Annotated in this window: 21 protein-coding genes; 11 read left to right on the top strand and 10 right to left on the bottom strand. The window is 46.0% G+C overall.

Annotation, left to right across the window (positions count from 1 at the left end; translation table 11 throughout):
* Positions 1-163: 163 nt before the first annotated feature.
* On the bottom strand, positions 164-1039 hold the full coding sequence (gene recO, locus JGK07_RS24525; RefSeq protein ID WP_293185175.1) for a DNA repair protein RecO: 876 nt from the start codon (positions 1037-1039) through the stop codon (positions 164-166).
* 232 nt (positions 1040-1271) lie between these two features.
* Positions 1272-1952, bottom strand: a complete 681-nt coding sequence (deoC, locus tag JGK07_RS24520) for a deoxyribose-phosphate aldolase (protein WP_293185173.1) — start codon at positions 1950-1952, stop codon at positions 1272-1274.
* A 301-nt stretch (positions 1953-2253) separates the two neighbouring features.
* Between deoC and JGK07_RS24515 the strand changes: the two genes are divergently transcribed.
* The 3 genes from JGK07_RS24515 to JGK07_RS24505 all read left to right on the top strand — a co-directional run bounded on the left by JGK07_RS24515 (position 2254) and on the right by JGK07_RS24505 (position 4082).
* Positions 2254-2616 (top strand): hypothetical protein, encoded by a 363-nt coding sequence (locus JGK07_RS24515; RefSeq protein ID WP_293185172.1) that lies wholly within the window; start codon positions 2254-2256, stop codon positions 2614-2616.
* A gap of 135 nt (positions 2617-2751) precedes the next feature.
* Positions 2752-2880 (top strand): hypothetical protein, encoded by a 129-nt coding sequence (locus JGK07_RS24510; RefSeq protein ID WP_293185171.1) that lies wholly within the window; start codon positions 2752-2754, stop codon positions 2878-2880.
* Between the two features lie 179 nt (positions 2881-3059).
* Positions 3060-4082: a tetratricopeptide repeat protein gene (locus JGK07_RS24505; protein WP_293185170.1), complete on the top strand. Its 1023-nt coding sequence runs from the start codon at positions 3060-3062 to the stop codon at positions 4080-4082.
* A gap of 602 nt (positions 4083-4684) precedes the next feature.
* On the opposite strand, the gene JGK07_RS24500 is transcribed toward JGK07_RS24505, so the two are convergent.
* Positions 4685-5479, bottom strand: a complete 795-nt coding sequence (locus JGK07_RS24500) for a hypothetical protein (RefSeq protein WP_293185169.1) — start codon at positions 5477-5479, stop codon at positions 4685-4687.
* A gap of 286 nt (positions 5480-5765) precedes the next feature.
* On the opposite strand from JGK07_RS24500, the gene JGK07_RS24495 reads away from it, so the two are divergent.
* Positions 5766-5909, top strand: coding sequence for a hypothetical protein (locus JGK07_RS24495; protein ID WP_293185168.1), 144 nt, complete (start codon positions 5766-5768; stop codon positions 5907-5909).
* Between the two features lie 79 nt (positions 5910-5988).
* Here the strand turns inward: JGK07_RS24495 and JGK07_RS24490 are convergent, their stop codons facing one another.
* The 6 genes from JGK07_RS24490 to JGK07_RS24465 form a co-directional block, all read right to left on the bottom strand.
* A complete protein-coding gene (locus JGK07_RS24490; protein WP_293185167.1) occupies positions 5989-6711 on the bottom strand; it encodes a pyridoxine 5'-phosphate synthase in 723 nt (240 codons plus the stop codon).
* Between the two features lie 493 nt (positions 6712-7204).
* Complete coding sequence (locus JGK07_RS24485) at positions 7205-7414, bottom strand: hypothetical protein (RefSeq protein WP_293198351.1); 210 nt, start codon at positions 7412-7414, stop codon at positions 7205-7207.
* Positions 7415-7506: 92 nt separating this feature from the next.
* Positions 7507-7680 (bottom strand): hypothetical protein, encoded by a 174-nt coding sequence (locus JGK07_RS24480; protein ID WP_293226087.1) that lies wholly within the window; start codon positions 7678-7680, stop codon positions 7507-7509.
* A gap of 274 nt (positions 7681-7954) precedes the next feature.
* The gene (locus tag JGK07_RS24475) at positions 7955-8353 is read right to left on the bottom strand and encodes a nucleotidyltransferase domain-containing protein (RefSeq protein ID WP_293226081.1); all 399 of its coding nucleotides are present in this window, start codon (positions 8351-8353) and stop codon (positions 7955-7957) included.
* A complete protein-coding gene (locus JGK07_RS24470) occupies positions 8350-8553 on the bottom strand; it encodes a hypothetical protein (RefSeq protein WP_293198342.1) in 204 nt (67 codons plus the stop codon). The genes JGK07_RS24475 and JGK07_RS24470 overlap by 4 nt, the downstream gene beginning before the upstream one ends.
* Positions 8554-8599: 46 nt before the next feature.
* Complete coding sequence (locus tag JGK07_RS24465) at positions 8600-9760, bottom strand: transposase (protein WP_293185163.1); 1161 nt, start codon at positions 9758-9760, stop codon at positions 8600-8602.
* 52 nt (positions 9761-9812) lie between these two features.
* On the opposite strand from JGK07_RS24465, the gene tnpA reads away from it, so the two are divergent.
* The 3 genes from tnpA (at position 9813) to JGK07_RS24450 (ending at position 12747) form a co-directional block, all read left to right on the top strand.
* Positions 9813-10214 carry an IS200/IS605 family transposase gene (tnpA, locus tag JGK07_RS24460; protein WP_293185162.1) on the top strand — a complete coding sequence of 134 codons (402 nt, stop codon included), beginning with the start codon at positions 9813-9815 and terminating at the stop codon, positions 10212-10214.
* A gap of 134 nt (positions 10215-10348) precedes the next feature.
* A complete protein-coding gene (locus tag JGK07_RS24455; protein WP_293185160.1) occupies positions 10349-11209 on the top strand; it encodes a Tab2/Atab2 family RNA-binding protein in 861 nt (286 codons plus the stop codon).
* A 242-nt stretch (positions 11210-11451) separates the two neighbouring features.
* On the top strand, positions 11452-12747 hold the full coding sequence (locus JGK07_RS24450; RefSeq protein WP_293185156.1) for a TldD/PmbA family protein: 1296 nt from the start codon (positions 11452-11454) through the stop codon (positions 12745-12747).
* 392 nt (positions 12748-13139) lie between these two features.
* Here the strand turns inward: JGK07_RS24450 and JGK07_RS24445 are convergent, their stop codons facing one another.
* On the bottom strand, positions 13140-13283 hold the full coding sequence (locus tag JGK07_RS24445) for a hypothetical protein (RefSeq protein ID WP_293193387.1): 144 nt from the start codon (positions 13281-13283) through the stop codon (positions 13140-13142).
* 13 nt (positions 13284-13296) lie between these two features.
* Here JGK07_RS24445 and JGK07_RS24440 point away from each other — a divergent pair, with 13 nt between their 5' ends.
* The 4 genes from JGK07_RS24440 (at position 13297) to JGK07_RS24425 (ending at position 17115) form a co-directional block, all read left to right on the top strand.
* Positions 13297-14253, top strand: a complete 957-nt coding sequence (locus JGK07_RS24440) for a GDSL-type esterase/lipase family protein (protein WP_293185152.1) — start codon at positions 13297-13299, stop codon at positions 14251-14253.
* Positions 14254-14396: 143 nt separating this feature from the next.
* On the top strand, positions 14397-15107 hold the full coding sequence (locus tag JGK07_RS24435; RefSeq protein WP_293198334.1) for a haloacid dehalogenase type II: 711 nt from the start codon (positions 14397-14399) through the stop codon (positions 15105-15107).
* A gap of 54 nt (positions 15108-15161) precedes the next feature.
* Positions 15162-15938 (top strand): tetratricopeptide repeat protein, encoded by a 777-nt coding sequence (locus tag JGK07_RS24430; protein WP_293185149.1) that lies wholly within the window; start codon positions 15162-15164, stop codon positions 15936-15938.
* 244 nt (positions 15939-16182) lie between these two features.
* Complete coding sequence (locus tag JGK07_RS24425) at positions 16183-17115, top strand: tetratricopeptide repeat protein (protein WP_293193389.1); 933 nt, start codon at positions 16183-16185, stop codon at positions 17113-17115.
* The last annotated feature ends 40 nt before the right edge of the window (positions 17116-17155 follow it).

The following is a 17155-nucleotide window of genomic DNA, read 5'->3' as shown; positions in this document are numbered from 1 at the left end:
GGGGATGGGAATTTCAAATTGAGGCGTTAACCTCTAAATTTAATAACTCGTAACTTTTCTTATTATCTAGTTTTGCAAGAATTTTGAGCATTTACCTGAAATTGCTTACAGGTTCGGATATCCCGCAAGCTGGGTGAGATTTTTACTCCACGAGATTCAAAATTTAAAACTCAAAACTCTCCAAGTACGTGTCGATCGAGCTTCCCGATCGAATCGTGCAACCTAAATGATACTGGGCATATTGCCGCAAAATATTTTCTACTGATATCCAAGTCCCCCGATCGGCAATCCCCTCTCCTAGTTCTGCACTCCCCAACTGTTGCAGTGCAGCTAATTCTTTAGCATTAATATGGAAATTTGTCAAGTGTTTGCTGTCGCTCGTTTGCCGGGAACGGGAGCTGGATCTGTACAGGCTGCCAGTTTGTGAGGAAAGTTCTGCCTCTAGGTTAGCTAGCTCTGGCAAGCTGAAGGTTCCCCCAGAGGGTATACTAAACCCGGTTTGCCAGTTCGGATCTGTGAAATTTGGGATGAGTGGCACTCTGGTGGCACAGCAGACTTGGACTTGGGGCGCGAGGCCTGCTAGGGCTAGCAAGTGAAAAATACCCTGGGCTAGATGGGCGACTAGCAGGGCGGCGGATTCAATTTCTGTGCGATCGGACAAACGCTCCAAACGGCTCAAGTGTTCCCCCAGCAAAAAGAAAAGTGATTCTTGCGGTTCGTCGGAAAGGGCGCTGGCGATCGCCAATTCGGCCAAATATTGCGCGGCGGAGAGTTTTCCGAGATTGCGGCTCAAACCCGGATAGGATTCGACGGTGGACGCTTGGGTAATCTTGTCGAGCGATCGACCTTTGGCAATCAGCAATTCGTTGACTACAAATAATTCGCTTCTACCGCCAATGCTCGATCGTTGTTTGCGAACACCCGGTGCTACGGCTTTAATTAAGCCGAATTCCCGCGTCAAAACTGTCAGCAGGCGATCGGATTCGCCGATCGGCGCACTCTTAAGATTGATTCCAATTGCTTTGTAAGTTCGAGTCACTAGATTATAGATTTTAGATTTACAACGGCACTCTTATACGAATTAATTTTGAGGTATGTTGTTGCGCTTTAGCGCTCTTTTCTTAGATATATGAAAGAGCGCTCAAGCGCAACTACGTACCTTTCCATCACTAATGACTAGGAATTAATTTTGAGGTATGTTGTTGCGCTTTAGCGCTCTTTTCTTAGATATATGAAAGAGCGCTCAAGCGCAACTACGTACCTTTCCATCACTAATGAGTCTGATTTAAATTATCTCGCTGGCGGATTAATTCCGGGCCGCGAGAAGTCCCCAAACGAGTCGCACCAGCCACGATCAAATCTATAGCTTGTTCGTGAGTGCGAATTCCTCCGGCCGCTTTAATACCAACTCTTCCCTTAGTAAATTCCTTCAACAACCGTACATCTTCAACTGTCGCCCCACCAAAAAAGCCCGTGTTAGTTTTGATATAAACGGCGCCCGCCTCCATGCAAAGCTCAGCCGCTAATTGTTTTTCCTCATCAGAAAGCATCGAGCATTCGATAATCGCCTTGATAGTTAGTCCGGTTTCTTCGCAAATTTCGGCCAATTCCCGGTGAAATTCGTCGCTTTTTCCGGCTTTCAACAATCCTAAATTGACCGAGACATCTAACTCAACGGCTCCGCTGTCTGCCGCTTCTAGAGCTTCGTAGAGTTTGACTGCTGATGTGGTTGCTCCCGTGGGAAAACCTATGACTGTCGAAACTTTTGACTTTGTGCCGTGCAGAAGACTTACCGCTTGTCGCACGTAGGCGGGATACACGCAAACTGTGGCAAACCCAAATCTTTCTGCTTGTTGGCAGCAGTGTTCTACTTGCTCGGGAGTGGCGCCCGGATCGATGAGGGCGTGGTCGATATAGGGGGCAATATCGATATCTGGCCCTTGTGCAGCCATTGCTATTTTTTCTCCGAAGCAACTACATCTTTATTATGTATCGAATTTACCAATTCTTAACTTGCCTCAGGCTCTGAGTTGCTGCTCAGACCAACTGTTGTGGGAAGTTTTTCATCCATTTATGATAAAAAAAATAAATTTTAGTATCTGCCTTTAGATACATTTTTAATCTTTCTTTAGGTATACTTTGTTAAAAGGAGTTGCGGTAGAGCCTGCGTCAGCTACCCTAGAGCAGAGCCTGGTAGCAGTCACTGTTTTTACTCCGATTAGTGCTTTAAAAACATAACAGCCAGTGCCAAGCATGAATCATTTAGAACTCGAACAAGAAATTGGAAAGATGGCTAGAGCGATGATGACTCGCAATAGCTTAATTGGTAAAGATTTGATTGCAGATCTCAGAGGGCGGCTGTCAACAGACAGCGTAGCTGCTTTGATGATTGTCAGTATTGAGCGCTTGATTTGGTCTGACTGTGAGTCGGTGATCTGGAGTTTGAGTTATTTGATTCCTGCTGATGTGATGGAAGAAATTCGCCGCATTACGGCGCTGGTTGTTTGCAAGCGCTTGATGGGCAAGGGTTTTGTGCTGGGGAAGGATTTTAGTATTGATGCTTCAGGCAGGTTGCTGTTGAGCGAGACTGCTCAAACAGCGGTTGTGGTTGCTTGAATTGGGTAAGCAGAAGTTGGATCTATTGGCACTACGAGATTTGCACTTTTAGTGTAATTGCAAACCTAATCAGTTGACAGTTGACAGTTGACAGTTTGAGAGCGACCTCTACCCTTAAGTCCGAGGATTGGAGTAATGAATAGTCTGATTTTAATTTCTCCCGATCGGGGTTACGGCTTTCAACCAATTCTTTCTGGTAATAGTTGCGTGACTCGCGCCAGCCTGAGATTTGCAGCAGCTCCAACCAGTGATGAGTGTGGTTAGCTAAAAGAGCATTTGATGAGAGGAAAATAGTCGGTTTCAACTGTCAATTGTTGAGGTTGTTAATGGCTGTTTGTACGGGCGATCGCCCTGTATCAAAATTTTCTGATTTGTAGTCAAATTACAGTTTAACTCCGGGCATTTTTCGTGTAGAATCATCCCTAAGATAGATGCGAAGTATTATGAACTTAATTCAAAACTTGGAAGCGGCTTGGTATTATCATCTGGGTTCGCGCCACCTCGAAGCTAACGATCATGATAGTGCTCTGGCGAATTTTGACAGAGCTGTGAACTTGCAATCGGATCATTATAAGGCTTGGTTCGGGCGAGGTATGGCTTTGGGCAACTTAGAACGACACTTAGAGGCGCTTTCAAGTTTTGATGAGGCCTTGGCGGTGCAGCCGGATGCGAGCTTTGGCTGGCACAACCGGGCTATTGCTTTAGGAAAGTTGGGCCGCTTTTTGGAGGCTCTTAACAGTTTTGACAGGGCTCTGGAGTTCAACCCATATGCGGCGAGTATTTGGCACAACCGGGGACTTTTGCTAATTGATATGGGGCTTTACCAGAAGGCGGTTCTGAGTTTCGATCGCTCTTTGAGCTTGCAGCCAGAGGCGCCTTGGGCGTGGTACAACCGAGGGAATGCTCTGTTGGAACTCAAGCTTTACTATCAGGCGCTCAACAGTTTCGATCGCGCGATCGAGTTTAACCCAGATGATGCCAAGGCTTGGTACAATCGCGGTCTAGCTGCCAACTCCATGGGACTTTACAAGCAAGCAGTGGCTAGTTTTAGTCGATCGATCGCTCTGAAACCGGACAGAGCCGAAGCTGTAGGCGAGCGACGAATTGCTTTGCAAAAATTAGTCGGCTTAAATCAGAAAAATGCCAAGTTCACTCCCACATCAGAGTGTATCTTTGAGGATTATTTGATTTGGTACAATCGGGGTGTGGAATTGGCGCGGCAAGGTAGCTATTCAGAGGCGATCGCTTGCTATGAAACTACCTTAGAAATCAATCCTAATTTTGCTAACGCTTTTTACAATCAAGCTTGCTGTTATGCGCTGCTGGGCTTTGCTGATTTGGCCCTTGACAATTTGCAGCGGGCTGTGGAATTTATGCCTAATTTATACCGAGAGCTAGCTGTAGCTGACTCCGATTTAAGCTGTATTTGGAAACAAGAACGTTTTGCAGCACTGATCGAAGGTTGAGAGGTCAGTTGACAGTTGACAGTTGTCAGTTGACAGTTGTCAGTTACGTTAAATCGAAATTATAGCGCAGTGCGAGCGTCTCGCTCGCGAGCTGTACACTACTCGCGAGCGGGGACGCTCGCACTGTAAAAAAAATGCTTTTTCCAAAACTGAGATGCTCCCCTAATATTGTTTCCGGTTGCATCGGTATTGTTTAATCCGCCAACAATCAACAATCAACAGTTAACAGTTAACAGTTAACTGTCAACATCATTTCGGTGTAACCAGAATTGATATAACTAACCAGAAAGAATTGGTTGAAAGCCCGCCCGCCGGAGCGGGAGAAATTAAAATCAGACTATTCATTACTCCAATACTCGGACTTAAGGGTAGAGGTTATTCTCAAACTGTCACAGGTCAACTAAGAGGGCAGGCACGCACCATCCACTGCCCCTACCAAAGATCAACTGTCAACTGTCAACTGTCAACTGTCAACTGTCAACTGTTGAAGTTCTGGGCGGTTGATTTTACGCAAAAAAAAGCTCGCGTTTCGGGCGAGCTTTTGTGGTTGGGCGAGGGAAATTTAGATCGCCATCAAGAATGTTTTTGCTATCTATCTCGATCTATCGCACCGCAACTCTGATCGAGGATTTAACTGGCCTGTTGGCAACTATCAGCACCTTGTAGGTGCCAGACTCGGGGAGTTGAGCAAAAGTTTGACCTTCGCCTTGATCTAGGAGTTGTCCCGATGGAGATTCGATCGCCACATCGAGATTTTTGTTGCTAGCATTCACGGTGATTGTCTGTCCCTGTTTTCCGGGAACTGTCAGGGGCTGGATTTGGTAGCCGGACATTTTGAGCCTAACTGTGGCTTCTGTTTCCCCGTATGCTATGGGAAGTGCGCGATCGGGCCTATAAGTCCACTTGGCGTTAAAGTCGCGTTCGAGTACGAAGGCGCTAGTCTCACCTTTCGGAGTAACTCGCACGCGATAAATGCCGGACTCTGGCAACTGACCTATCCACTGATTGTCACTTTTGTCAACAACTCCCAGATTTTGACCGTTGGGGCTGTACAGTTGGGCTGTCAGTTTTCCCGCCCACAGCGAGAGTGTGAGTTCTCGCCCTTTGACGCCTTCAAAAATATAGGTGGTTGGTTGGCTGATGGTGGCTCGAATTTCCGAGGTTGACATTCGCTCGATCGGCTCTAGCTTCGCAACCGGGGCTGGGGTAACTGATGTTGGCTCGATCGGTTCTTGCTTAGCAACTAGGACAGAAGTAACGGGTGTATTAACAGTTTGTGTAATTTCCGCAGCGGCCATCCGCTCGCTCGGTTCAAATTTGGGGGCTACAGGGCTGGCAAATACGGATTTTGCCGTCATCATGAGTAGCATTCCAGTCAGTAAAATTAGTTTTTTCATGTCGCACTTGGCAGGGGTAAGGAGTTGTATATGGTTACTTGTGTTTGCCTGTTTGCACCGGATTAAGTAGGCGCGATCGCGATCGGCTACAGCAGTATAGAGGATACCTGAATTTCCCGTACTTGCACCAAACCTACTGGTAGCAAATTTACAATGCGGGAGCTAAGTGGTAGCCTCAGTTTGCCGTGACATTTTAATCATACTCCTGACAGCATAGTATCGGTGAAAATATTAGTAATTTGGTCAAGGAAAATTAAAGCTTTTATCGGGGAGTTGGCCCCAAAAAATGCCAACGCCCAAAAAACCCGGTATCTTCGCTCCGGGATTTAGCTTGCTACTAGAAAACCGCTATCACCCGCAGGGGGTGACGGTTTCTACTGTTAGCTGTTGCGGGCGATCGCACAAACTCTATTTTGTAGAGAGCGCTTAGAGGCGAGTAGCGTTTCTCCAGGCGGGTTTAGTTGCGATTTTTGTGCAAAACCGGGCTTTTACAGCGAGGTTTATTTGTACTAGGAACCCGACAGAATCTTTAGGTAAGCTTCTACTGTGTTCGACAAGCCCATTTCTAACGCTTCCGCAATTAAAGCGTGACCGATCGAGACTTCTAGTATATCAGGAATAGAGCAAAACTTAGCTAAATTTTGCAAATTTAAATCGTGTCCGGCATTCACTCCCAAACCTACAGATTGAGCCGCTTTAGCTGCTAAAACATACTGTTGAAAAACAGATTCTACATTCCCTTCACGAAAAGCAGTTGCATAGGGTTCCGTGTACAGCTCTACTCGGTCTGCTCCAACTTCTTTGGCTAGGGGCATGAGAGCAGCATCTGCGTCCATAAACAAGCTGACTCTGATGCCGTTGTCTTTTAATTTTTCAATAATTGGTAAGAGGCGATCGCGATTTTCGGGAATATCCCAACCGCTATCCGAGGTGAGCACGTCTGGAGCGTCTGGCACTAAGGTACACTGAGCCGGTTTGACATCGCAAACTATATCCATAAATGGCGGCTGAAACGGATTTCCTTCGATGTTGAACTCGACGGTTAGCATTTTGGCTAATTCGTAAACATCGGCAGCTTTGATGTGCCTTTCGTCGGGGCGGGGATGGACTGTGACGCCGTGCGCTCCAGCGGCGATTACTGTTTTTGCAGCTTCGGTAACGCTGGGAATGCCGATATTTCTAGAGTTTCTGAGGAGGGCGATTCTGTTGATGTTGACGCTGAGTTTTGTCATGGGATGTTAATCTTTAAGGTTGCTGCTACTATATTAATCGCTTTGGGAACGAAATCTTTAGCACTTTAGGTTATAGCGGTTCTCAAAAAGATGAGGTACGTTGTTGGGCTTCAGCCCTCTAGGTTTAATAGGATATTCTTGCACAAGATTGACAGTATATTGCTACAATCCTAAATTTTATGCCAATTGTTAAAACTTTCATATTACCTTGATAAACTGGTTTTACCGTTTTCGCGATCTGCGTGGCAAATTGCAGTGCCTTGTCGGTCATCTCTGGGTCGAAACGGCAGTCCTGTTTCCCTAATTTTGAGAATTGGTATTAGAGTATAATAGACCTCTTACAAAAATCGGAAAACACCCGGAAATTATCTGCGTTTATCTGTGTTGCATCTGTCTGACATCTGCGGTTGAAGGATCGAAGATATTGTAGGGTGCGTCAGCGAGGAGCCTAATTTTTAGGTGGGGAGCCAGAAGTGGCTGACGCACCCTACTACTAATTTTGAGAATTGGTATTAGAGTATAATTTAGCTTCTGCCTGCGGTAATGTATCTGCAAAAAAAGCCTCGGCTGTTTGCTGTTTTGCTGCTAAATCTTCCAGATTGGCAATGCAGAAAAGCGGTGTGACGCGATCGACTATTGCGGCCGGAAAATCTCGGGTGAAATATTTGAGTTTAAAGTCGTATCTGTGGGGACGGTATATCATGCCCAAGAGTTCCACCGGGTGCATCTCACTTTTGAAGAGGGCGAAGCATGACCGCATATAAGTTATTAGTTATAATCCCATATTTTCTGCGGTCATGCTTCGCCCCTACGGATATATTCGCCTTGCCTGAGATGCTCCCGTTCCACCAAGGGTAAAAGCGTCCAGTTGTGATAGTTGCCGATCGCATCTACTAAGGAATGAAAATTTAATAACTTACACTTTGATGATTGTTGTGGGATGGGCGGGAGAGCCCGTCCTTTCTGCACGGGCTCTCCCGCCCATCCCACAAATTTGCTTAAGTTATTTAATTTCTATTTCTAAATGACCGCGATATATCTCTTTTTTGACCAGAGGTTGCAGCAAATCAAAACGAATTTTGATTTCGTTGAATCTGGCTTGCATTTGGGAAAGATGCTTGTTTGTATCCAAATGAGGCGGTACAATTAAATTGGCTTTGTCAAAAGCGATCGGGACTTGTCCCTGGGGTGGCGAAGCATGACCGCATATAAATTATTAGTTATCATCCCATATTTTCTGCGGTCATGCTTCGCCCCTACGGATGTATTCGCCAAACCCAGATGCACCCTGTCCCTGTCTCTCGATTTCCAGAAATTCGTTGCGGCTGCTGCGCCGGAAAACGGCAAAATCAATTAGCAAGAACGGTGGGGTTTCTTTGAGCCGCCAAAAGCACTGGGATTGACCGTGCCAAGCAGGTTCTTGAACTCGATATTTGAGTTCGATTTCACCAATTTCGGCGATAGTTTTTTCGACAATCTCAAACGCTTGTTCGACACAGTTATCTGCAACCACAACTGCAATATCGAGGTCTGACCATTCGTCTGTGTAGCCGTGGGCTGCTGAACCTCCCTGCCACAAAGCGAGAACAAAATCTAAAGGTTGTAGGGTTGAAACAATCTTGTCGAGAATGATTTGTCTCATGGGATCAAGCTATAGTTTGAGTTTTCCTTGGCTTCGACAAGTTTAACAAATATCGCGGGTTGAGATTGCTGGGGAACTGTTACGATCGCAATTGCTAATGTGTCCGGTTGGGTGGTGCTGCGGAAATTTAGACGGGAAGCGGCGAGGGAGAGCGGTATTTTTGGGGAAAGTGCGATCGCCCGCCAAGTAGGCAGAGGCATAATTAGTTAGTTGAAATACTCCCCGACCGTCGCGGACGGGGATTCTTCACGCTTCACCGACAGATACTACCGAAATAGTTTTACTCCGTCTCGACGTGCATTTAGAGTCGTGGCGATTCCCCATCCCGACTTTATTTATATTCTTGGCGGCATTCTCGTCGCGGTCGTGTGTAGCCCCGCAATTTACGCACTGCACTGACCGCACTTTTAAGTCTAGCTTGCCCCATTTGTATCCACATTCGGAACAAACTTGGCTGGTCGGTTCCCAACGACTAATTACTACAAACTCTCTGCCGTATTTGACCGACTTAGCCTCGCAAAATACTCTGAATTGTCGCCAACCCTGAAGGCTGATTGCCCTAGAAAGTTTGCGGTTTTTCATCATTGCCGACACATTCAAGTCTTCTAAGATGATGGCTTGGTTTTCGCTGACCACTTTAGTCGATAGCTTGTGCAGGAAGTCTTGGCGCGTGTCCGCAATTTTGTTGTGCGTTTTGGCTATTTTAATCCGAGTCTTTTCCCAGCCTCTGGAGCCTTTTTCTTGTCGGCTCAACTTGCGCTGCAACTTCCTCACTTTGCGGTCAATCTTTGTGTAGATTGGGCTTTCAGCTTTTGTGCCATCACTCATGAACGCGAAGGTTTTTATCCCCAGGTCAATCCCAATGCTTTGGTTTTTAGGATTGATATTGACTGGTTCGATCTCGACCACGAAACTGAGAAAATAACGGTTGGCACAGTCTTTAATTACTGTTACAGAACTAGGTTCAGACGGCAGTTCTCTTGACCAAATTGGATTTACACTCCCAATTTTTGCCAAGTAAACCGTTTCATTGTTAATTGAAAAACCGCCGCGAGTTAGTCTTGCCGATTGCTGATTGGTCTTTTTCTTAAACCTGGGACTGCCTAACTTTTTGCCTTTGGGCTTGCCATTGAGAGAGCTAAAAAAGTTTTTATAAGCAACACCTAAATCGGCGATGGACTGCTGCAATGGTATTGCTGAAACTTCTGACAGCCAGCACCTTTCTTCAGTCTTTTTCGCTTCAGTGATAAGCAATTTCTGCAAATCTCCGTTGCTTGACAATTTGGAGGAAGCCTTGCACAAAGCCAACGCATCGTTCCAAACTACCCGGACGCAGCCGAACAACCGACTTAAGCTTTGTCGTTGCTGGTTTGTTGGGTAGAATCGGTAGCGATATCTGGCTTTCACGTTGAGGTGCTATAGTTGGTCTGTTGCTCAATTATACATCGGTGCGCTCAAGATGAAAACTCTTCTTCGCAAAGAAAGGCACAGCATTACGGATCTGAAAATTCACTTGGTCTGTGTGACCAAATATCGTAGGTCGGTATTTACTGCCAACAGCCTTGCGGTGATTGAAGCGTCGTTTAGGGATGTGGCTAAGAAGATGAATTTTCAGATTCGAGAGTTTAATGGAGAAAGCGACCACATCCACGCTTTGATCGAGTATCCTCCCAAGCTATCGATTTCTGCTATGGTGAATGCACTCAAGGGCGTTTCTAGCAGGAAATATGGACAAGAGGGGTTTCCAAAGCCTTGCGGGAAAGAAGCTTTATGGAGTCCTAGCTATTTTGCTGCTTCTGTCGGAGGAGCGCCACTGGAAGTCCTCAAACGCTATATCCAGAATCAAGAAAAGCCGTCTTGAAAGACGGGGCTTTAAACCCATTTCTTTGGTAATCGCGATCGCCCGCAATTGAAAATCAGTCTTAAATTCTCACTCATCAGAAACCTGCCCGATGTCAGGTAACATGAGAAAGGATTAATTTTTAACAGCGCGGCATGGCTACTATTTGGGAACTCGACTTTTACAGCCGTCCAATCCTAGACGAGCGAGAGAAAAAAAAATGGGAAGTGTTGATTTGCGAAAGCCCGCTGAATGTAGGCGACAAGGCAGAATCTCTGTTTCGCTATTCGCAATTCTGCCCCAGTACAACCGTGAATTCCCTGTGGCTGGCTGGTGCAATTAAAGATGCGATCGCCTCTGCACCGAAACCACCCGAAAAAATCCGCTTTTTTCGCCGCCAAATGGCGAACATGATTACCAAAGCCTGCGAGGAATTGGATATTCCCTCAGCCTCCAGCCGCCGCACCCTCGCCCTCAGCCTGTGGCTGGAAGAACGGATGCAAGACGTTTATCCCGCCGAACCGGGTTATCAGCCGGTTGTGAACCCCACCGTTCAATTTGTACCCGAAACGCCCATAGCGCTGCCGGATGCCTTAATCGGCGAAAAATGGTCGTTTGTGAGTTTGCCGATCGCAGCTTTTGACGAAATGTCCGAGTGGGATATTGGATTTGGCGAAGCTTTCGGACTCCCGATGACACGCCTCGCCCCGGAAACACAAATTCCAGGATTAATCATCTACTCATCGAGAGCAACGGCTTTAGCAGGTTGGATGTCGGGTTTGGAATTAGCTTTTCTCAGATATGATAGCGCCCCTATCCCTAGGCTGGTATTAGATACGGGAGCTAACGATCGCTGGATTATAGCTAATCTCAGAGACTCAGCAACTGAGAAAGAAGCGAAAGGATTTGAAGCGGCGAAAAAGCAAGCAAAACAAGTACATTTTTTAGCAATTCAGTCGAATCCACAATCGGAATCTTTTGCAGGATTTTGGCTGCTGCACGAACTAACTAATTAGTCGATCCCTTGGCAATAACCGATCTGGCATCGGTCGCAAAAATTTGGTAATTGGTAATCGGTAATTGGTAATTGGTAATTGGTAATTGGCAATCGGTAATTGGTAATTGGCAATCGGTAATTGCTTCCAATGACAAATGACAACCGACAAATGACAACAGTCAACTACCAACTGCCAACTGCCAACTGTCAACTGTCAACTGCCAACTGTCAACTGTCAACTGTCAACTGTCAACTACAACAATGACCAATCACCAATCAGCAGAACAACTGCTAGAATTAGCCACCAAAGCAGGTGCCGAAGCTGCTGAGGTATTGGAATCGCAATCGCTCTCGCGGCCGGTCTTTTTTGAAGCAAACCGCCTCAAACAGCTAGAAACTGCCCAAGCAGAAGGCATTGCGCTGCGGCTGTGGCGGGACGGGCGGCCGGGTTTGGCGGTGGCCTACGGGCCCGTGGAACCGCAGATTTTGGTCGATCGCGCGATCGCACTTTCGCAACTCAACGAGCCGGAAACCATCGAACTCGGCACCGGTGACAAAGTTGTGTATCCCGATCGCGGAGTGTCAATCCCAGCCGAACAGTTAGTAAACTGGGGAAAAGAGGCGATCGCGATCGTCCGCGAAGCCTATCCCGAAAGCCTCTGCACCGCCGAACTCGACTGCGAAATCGAAAGCACCCGCTTGCTGAATACCAGAGGCTTGGATTCTAGCCACACCGACACCACCCTCAGCGGTTATTTGTCAGCAGAATTAGTCCGCGGCGAAGATTTCCTCAACATTTGGGATGGCGAAACCGAACGCGGCACCCTCGACTTAACCACCAGCGCCAAGCGCGTTTTGCAGCGTTTGGAATGGGCGAAAGAAAATGTAGCCCCCGCCACGGGCCGCGTGCCGGTACTGTTTACAGCCAAAGCAGCCGATTTGCTGTGGGGGACTGTCTGTGCGGCGTTGAATGGTAAACAGGTACTCGAAGGCGCTTCTCCTTGGAACGATCGATTGGGCCAACAAGTAACATCGCCCCTTGTCACTCTCTCGCAGCAGCCGGATATCGGGCCCTATAGCTGTCCTTTTGATGACGAAGGTACTCCCACTCGGGCGATCGTCTTTATCAACAGCGGAGTATTGCAGCTATTTTATACCGATCGCACCACCGGTCGAGCCTTGGGAAGCGGCACCACCGGCAACGGATTTCGCCCCGGTTTGGGCAGCTATCCAACGCCGAGTTTGTTTAATGTTTTGATTAAACCAGGAGAGCGATCGTTAATTGACTTAATCACTCAATTAGACGACGGCATTGTCATCGATCAAATGCTTGGCGGCAGTGCCGGAATTTCCGGCGATTTTTCAATTAACGTCGATCTCGGCTACAGAGTCAAAAAAGGTCAAATAATCGGCAGAATCAAAGACACCATGGTAGCCGGCAACGTCTACAGCGTCCTCAAACAATTGGTAGAATTAGGAGGAGACTCCGAGTGGAACGGTTCTTGCCACACACCATCTGTAATTGTAGAGGGATTGTCCGTCACCGGCAAAAACTGAATTCATGGGAATTGGGCAAACAGGGCATAGGGCATAGGGCATAGGGCATTGGTAATCGATAATGGGTAATCGTTCATAGTTAATAGTTAGTGGTTAGTGATTAAGCCCAAGTGCATTTAAATTGTGCAGTCAAGTTTGATAAAATGCTTGTGGGTGGGGTGCATCTGGTTTTAACAAATATGTTTGTAGGGGCGAAGCATGACCGCAGTCAATATGGGATTATAACTAATAATTTATATGCGGTCATGCTTCGCCCTCCCCAAAAGTGAGATGCACCCGTGTGGTGGCTCCCAGAAACCGCCCAAAAAATACAATTAAGATGCCCAACAGCTTAGTAGTTAATAGTTAGTGGTTAGTGGTTAGTGGTTAGTGGTTACTTGTGAGGAGTTTTTCTAATAAAAAATAACCAATTCCCAATTCTCAATTCCCTGTTTGGCCAATCCCTTCGCTCCGCCCAATTCCCAATTATCCATTCCCAATTCCCAATTCCCAATTCCCCATTCCCCATTCCCAATTCCCAATTCCCCATTCCCCATTCCCAGACATAATATGCGTATTTGTTTTATCGGCGACTCTTTTGTCAATGGTACAGGCGACCCCAAATATCTTGGTTGGACAGGACGTGTTTGTGCGGCAGCCAGCGGGCAAAGACAGGATATCACCTACTATAATTTAGGAGTGCGGGGAGAAACCAGTACGGATATAGAAACTCGGTGGTTCAGCGAAATTTCTTGTCGCTTACCTCACTACTGCGACGGCAGAATAGTATTTTCCTTTGGCGTCAACGACACTTATTTTGAAAACGGAAAAACTCGCGTCGTACTTGAAAAGTCAATTGAAAATCTCCGCTATATTCTCAACTCTGCGAAAGAAAGAGTGCCAGTCTTAATGATAGGGCCGCCGCCAGTTATTGATGTCGAGCGCACAATCAGAATAGCCAGTTTATCCGAGCAGTTTTCCCAAGTTTGTAGCGAGTTAAATGTGCCTTATTTAGATATTTGTACCCCGCTGGAAAAATCAGAGATTTGGATCGAAGAACTTACCAACAATGACGGTTCCCATCCTCGGGCTGCTGGTTACAAGGAAGTGGCTAAAATAATTCACAATTGGGAGGCTTGGAAAGATTGGTTTAAAAATATAAACATATCAGATAAAGAGACGGTAACTCTGTTTAGAGCAGTCGGAAAAAAAGAAATGGAATTAATTAAAGAAAGCGATTTTATGGTATTTCCGCCGCGACTGTCTTTCCAGCCTATTTTTTATCCCGTACTTCACAAAGCATATGCCATACAAATTGCACGAGATTGGAATACCAAAGATGCAGCATCGGGATATTTTGGTTATGTAACCAGGTTTAGAGTTTTGGCTGAATTCTTGAATAAATATCCCGTCCAAACAGTCGGCAGTTCGATTCACCAAGAGTATTGGATTCCAGCAGAAGAGTTGGCAGACTTCAATCGCAATATTGTCGGCAAAATTGAAATTTTTGCTGAATATCAACCGTAAAATAGAATCAACAGGACTTACGGATTGCTGCTCAGAAACCGGGTTTTTTCCTAAGAAACTGGTCGATCGCCTTTAATTCCTGTAAAAAATCGGTTTCTATAGGTTGGACTGGCTCAGTCTCGATAAAATAGGAGGAATGACAGATGTTAGATTTTAATCAATTTGAAGTTGTGAGTTTTGACTGCTACGGCACTCTCATAGATTGGGAAAGTGGGATATTACCAGTCTTGAAACAGTTGCTGTCCAACCGCGAAATCGATTTTAGCGATGAGGGAACTTTAGAAATGTTTGCTGAGTTTGAATCGGAACTGGAAAAAGACAAGGGTGAGTATATCAAATATCGGGAAATCCTGCAAGAAATAGTCAGAAAAATTGGTAAAAAATTTAGTTTTGAACCGACAGAAACAGAGTCGGCAACAGAAATTAATTGTTTGGTTGAATCGATAAAAAATTGGCAGCCTTTCCCGGATACAGTTGCAGCTTTGAGAGCGCTCAAGCAAAAATATAAATTGGCGGTAATTTCCAACATTGATGACGATTTGTTTGTTGGTACTGCCAAACATTTAAAAGTTGAATTCGATTGGGTAATTACGGCGGAACAAGTACGATCGTACAAACCGTCAACTCGCAACTTTGAAATGGCGATCGAGAAAATGGGCATACCACCGTCAAAACTCCTGCACGTCGCTCAAAGCCTGTATCACGACATTGTACCAGCCTCATATATGGGAATATCGACAGTTTGGGTAAATCGGAGATACGATCGAACAGGATTTGGTGCGACACTGCCGGCCAGCGCCCAGCCGGATTTAGAAGTGCCGGATTTGACAACGCTGGTGGAGGCGATCGCCTAAATAACCGCAGATGTCAAAATAGTTGCTTGAAATTACCAAAAGGTGGAGATTAGGATGAAGTTTAAAATCTTGACTGGACTGTTGACAGGATTAGTTGTTTCAACAACCACAGGTTTAGTAAATTGTCAACCGAGTTATGCCGAAAATAAAAGCTTTTCATTGAGAATTCCAATCGACCAAAATTTCAGATTGTTGGCTTCAACGAAGGTGGATTTAGGCGCGCAGGTAGCGAGTGAGGTTTTGACACAAAACCAAACAGCGGAAGAATTTTACAATCAGGCTGTAGAGAAGTACAAACAAGGAGATTATCCGGGTGCTATAGAGTCTTACACTCAAGCGATTAAACTCAACCCCAATTATGCCGAGGCCTATAACGATCGCGGTGTTGTCCGATCGAACTCAGGAGACAAGCAGGGTGCGAAGGCAGATTTTGACCAGGCAATAAAAATTAAGCCCAATGATGCTAATGCCTATATCAATCGAGGCAATCTCCGCGATGAGTCAGGAGACAGACAGGGTGCGATCGCAGATTACGACCAAGCCATCAAAAATAACCCCAACAATGCCACCGCCTATGTCAATCGGGGCAATGTCCGGGATGACTCAGGAGACAGTCAAGGTGCGATCGCCGATTACGAACAAGCCCTGAAAATTAACCCCAACTATGCTTTAGCCTACTACAATCGGGGGATTACTCGATCGAGGTTAAAAGACAAGCAGGGTGCGATCGCAGATCTTCAGAAATCCACAGAATTATTTCAGAAACAAGGCAATAAAGTTCTTTACGAAAAGGCAATAAATATAATTAATAGACTTCAAGAATCACCATAAACCAATACGGTGGACTTAACGCTTTTTGACGAATGTCATCTCAAGATTTTCTAGGCAATACAGGCATTTCTTGAAAGTCAGATTGTTCTTAAGTCAACCGTATTGTACCATAAACAACTAAACTATTGACCGCATCGATCCATGCCAAGATAGAGCTTTTGAGGATCAAACTGTCTCGACCAATACTCAGTTTTCCACTTAAAGTATGAATTTATTCTGCCGACTACCAGCGACATTAATTGGTGTGACTGCAACTATTTTGATCTCCCAATGCCCGGCAGTTTACGCCAGAGAAGCTAAATCAATCACTGTTAAATCAATTACTGGGCAGATTGATACTTACGATCGAGTGGATTTGTCCGTGCAAGTTGCGAGTGAGCTATCGGCGGCAGGGGAAACAGCGGAGGATTTTTACAATCAGGGTGGACAGAAGTACGACAAAGGAGATTATCAGGGTGCGATAGAAGCTTACAGTCGAGCAATTGCGCTTAATCCTAATTATACTTCTGCCTATAACGATCGCGGTAATGCCCGTTCAGCCTCAGGAGACAATAAGGGTGCGATCGCAGATTACAACGCAGCCCTGAAAATTGACCCCAACTATGCTAATGCCTACTACAACCGAGGGATTGCCCGCTCAGGCTCAGGAGACAACCAAGGTGCGATCGCCGATTTCGACGCAGCCCTGAAAATTAATCCTAAGTATGCCGAAGCCTACGGCAATCGAGGCAATGCCCGCAATAGATTAGGAGACAAGCAAGGTGCGATACAAGATTACAACGAAGTTCTGAAAATTAATCCCAACGATGCCAAAGCCTACTACAACCGCGGGAAAACTCGCTATCAATTGGGAGACAAGCAGGGTGCCCTCGCCGATTACAACCAAGTTCTGAACATTAACCCCAACGATGCTGCGGTATATACCAGTCGGGGTAATGTTCGCGATGAATTAGGAGACCAACAGGGAGCAATCGCCGATTACGAAAAATCCCTGAAAATTAACCCCAACTATGCCTTTGCCTATCTCAACCGTGCTATTACGCGATCGAGCTTAGGAGACAAACAGGGAGAGGTGGCAGACCTTCAGAAAGCCGCCGACTTATTTCAGCAACAAGGAAACAAAGAGATGTACCAAGAGGTACTAAAGATAATTAAAAGAATTCAAGGGACAACATAAAATCTTCCTTAATCTAATATCTGAAAGTCGCTAGAATCGC

The sequence above is a fragment of the Microcoleus sp. PH2017_24_DOB_U_A genome (assembly GCF_020738205.1).
Taxonomy (GTDB): domain Bacteria; phylum Cyanobacteriota; class Cyanobacteriia; order Cyanobacteriales; family Microcoleaceae; genus Microcoleus.
This window is presented reverse-complemented; position numbering and strand designations above follow the sequence as displayed.

Excerpts from the sequence above, each read along its gene's own strand:
- JGK07_RS24475 (WP_293226081.1), bottom strand. The coding sequence starts at position 8,353 with ATGAGACAAATCATTCTCGACAAGATTGTTTCAACCCTACAACCTTTA.
- JGK07_RS24455 (WP_293185160.1), top strand. The coding sequence starts at position 10,349 with ATGGCTACTATTTGGGAACTCGACTTTTACAGCCGTCCAATCCTAGAC.
- JGK07_RS24510 (WP_293185171.1), top strand. The coding sequence starts at position 2,752 with ATGAATAGTCTGATTTTAATTTCTCCCGATCGGGGTTACGGCTTTCAA.
- tnpA (WP_293185162.1), top strand. The coding sequence starts at position 9,813 with ATGAAAACTCTTCTTCGCAAAGAAAGGCACAGCATTACGGATCTGAAA.
- JGK07_RS24445 (WP_293193387.1), bottom strand. The coding sequence starts at position 13,283 with ATGGGGAATGGGGAATTGGGAATTGGGAATGGGGAATGGGGAATTGGG.
- JGK07_RS24490 (WP_293185167.1), bottom strand. The coding sequence starts at position 6,711 with ATGACAAAACTCAGCGTCAACATCAACAGAATCGCCCTCCTCAGAAAC.
- JGK07_RS24515 (WP_293185172.1), top strand. The coding sequence starts at position 2,254 with ATGAATCATTTAGAACTCGAACAAGAAATTGGAAAGATGGCTAGAGCG.
- JGK07_RS24450 (WP_293185156.1), top strand. The coding sequence starts at position 11,452 with ATGACCAATCACCAATCAGCAGAACAACTGCTAGAATTAGCCACCAAA.
- JGK07_RS24500 (WP_293185169.1), bottom strand. The coding sequence starts at position 5,479 with ATGAAAAAACTAATTTTACTGACTGGAATGCTACTCATGATGACGGCA.
- deoC (WP_293185173.1), bottom strand. The coding sequence starts at position 1,952 with ATGGCTGCACAAGGGCCAGATATCGATATTGCCCCCTATATCGACCAC.
- JGK07_RS24495 (WP_293185168.1), top strand. The coding sequence starts at position 5,766 with ATGCCAACGCCCAAAAAACCCGGTATCTTCGCTCCGGGATTTAGCTTG.
- JGK07_RS24430 (WP_293185149.1), top strand. The coding sequence starts at position 15,162 with ATGAAGTTTAAAATCTTGACTGGACTGTTGACAGGATTAGTTGTTTCA.
- JGK07_RS24470 (WP_293198342.1), bottom strand. The coding sequence starts at position 8,553 with ATGCCTCTGCCTACTTGGCGGGCGATCGCACTTTCCCCAAAAATACCG.
- JGK07_RS24435 (WP_293198334.1), top strand. The coding sequence starts at position 14,397 with ATGTTAGATTTTAATCAATTTGAAGTTGTGAGTTTTGACTGCTACGGC.
- JGK07_RS24505 (WP_293185170.1), top strand. The coding sequence starts at position 3,060 with ATGAACTTAATTCAAAACTTGGAAGCGGCTTGGTATTATCATCTGGGT.
- JGK07_RS24485 (WP_293198351.1), bottom strand. The coding sequence starts at position 7,414 with ATGATATACCGTCCCCACAGATACGACTTTAAACTCAAATATTTCACC.
- JGK07_RS24440 (WP_293185152.1), top strand. The coding sequence starts at position 13,297 with ATGCGTATTTGTTTTATCGGCGACTCTTTTGTCAATGGTACAGGCGAC.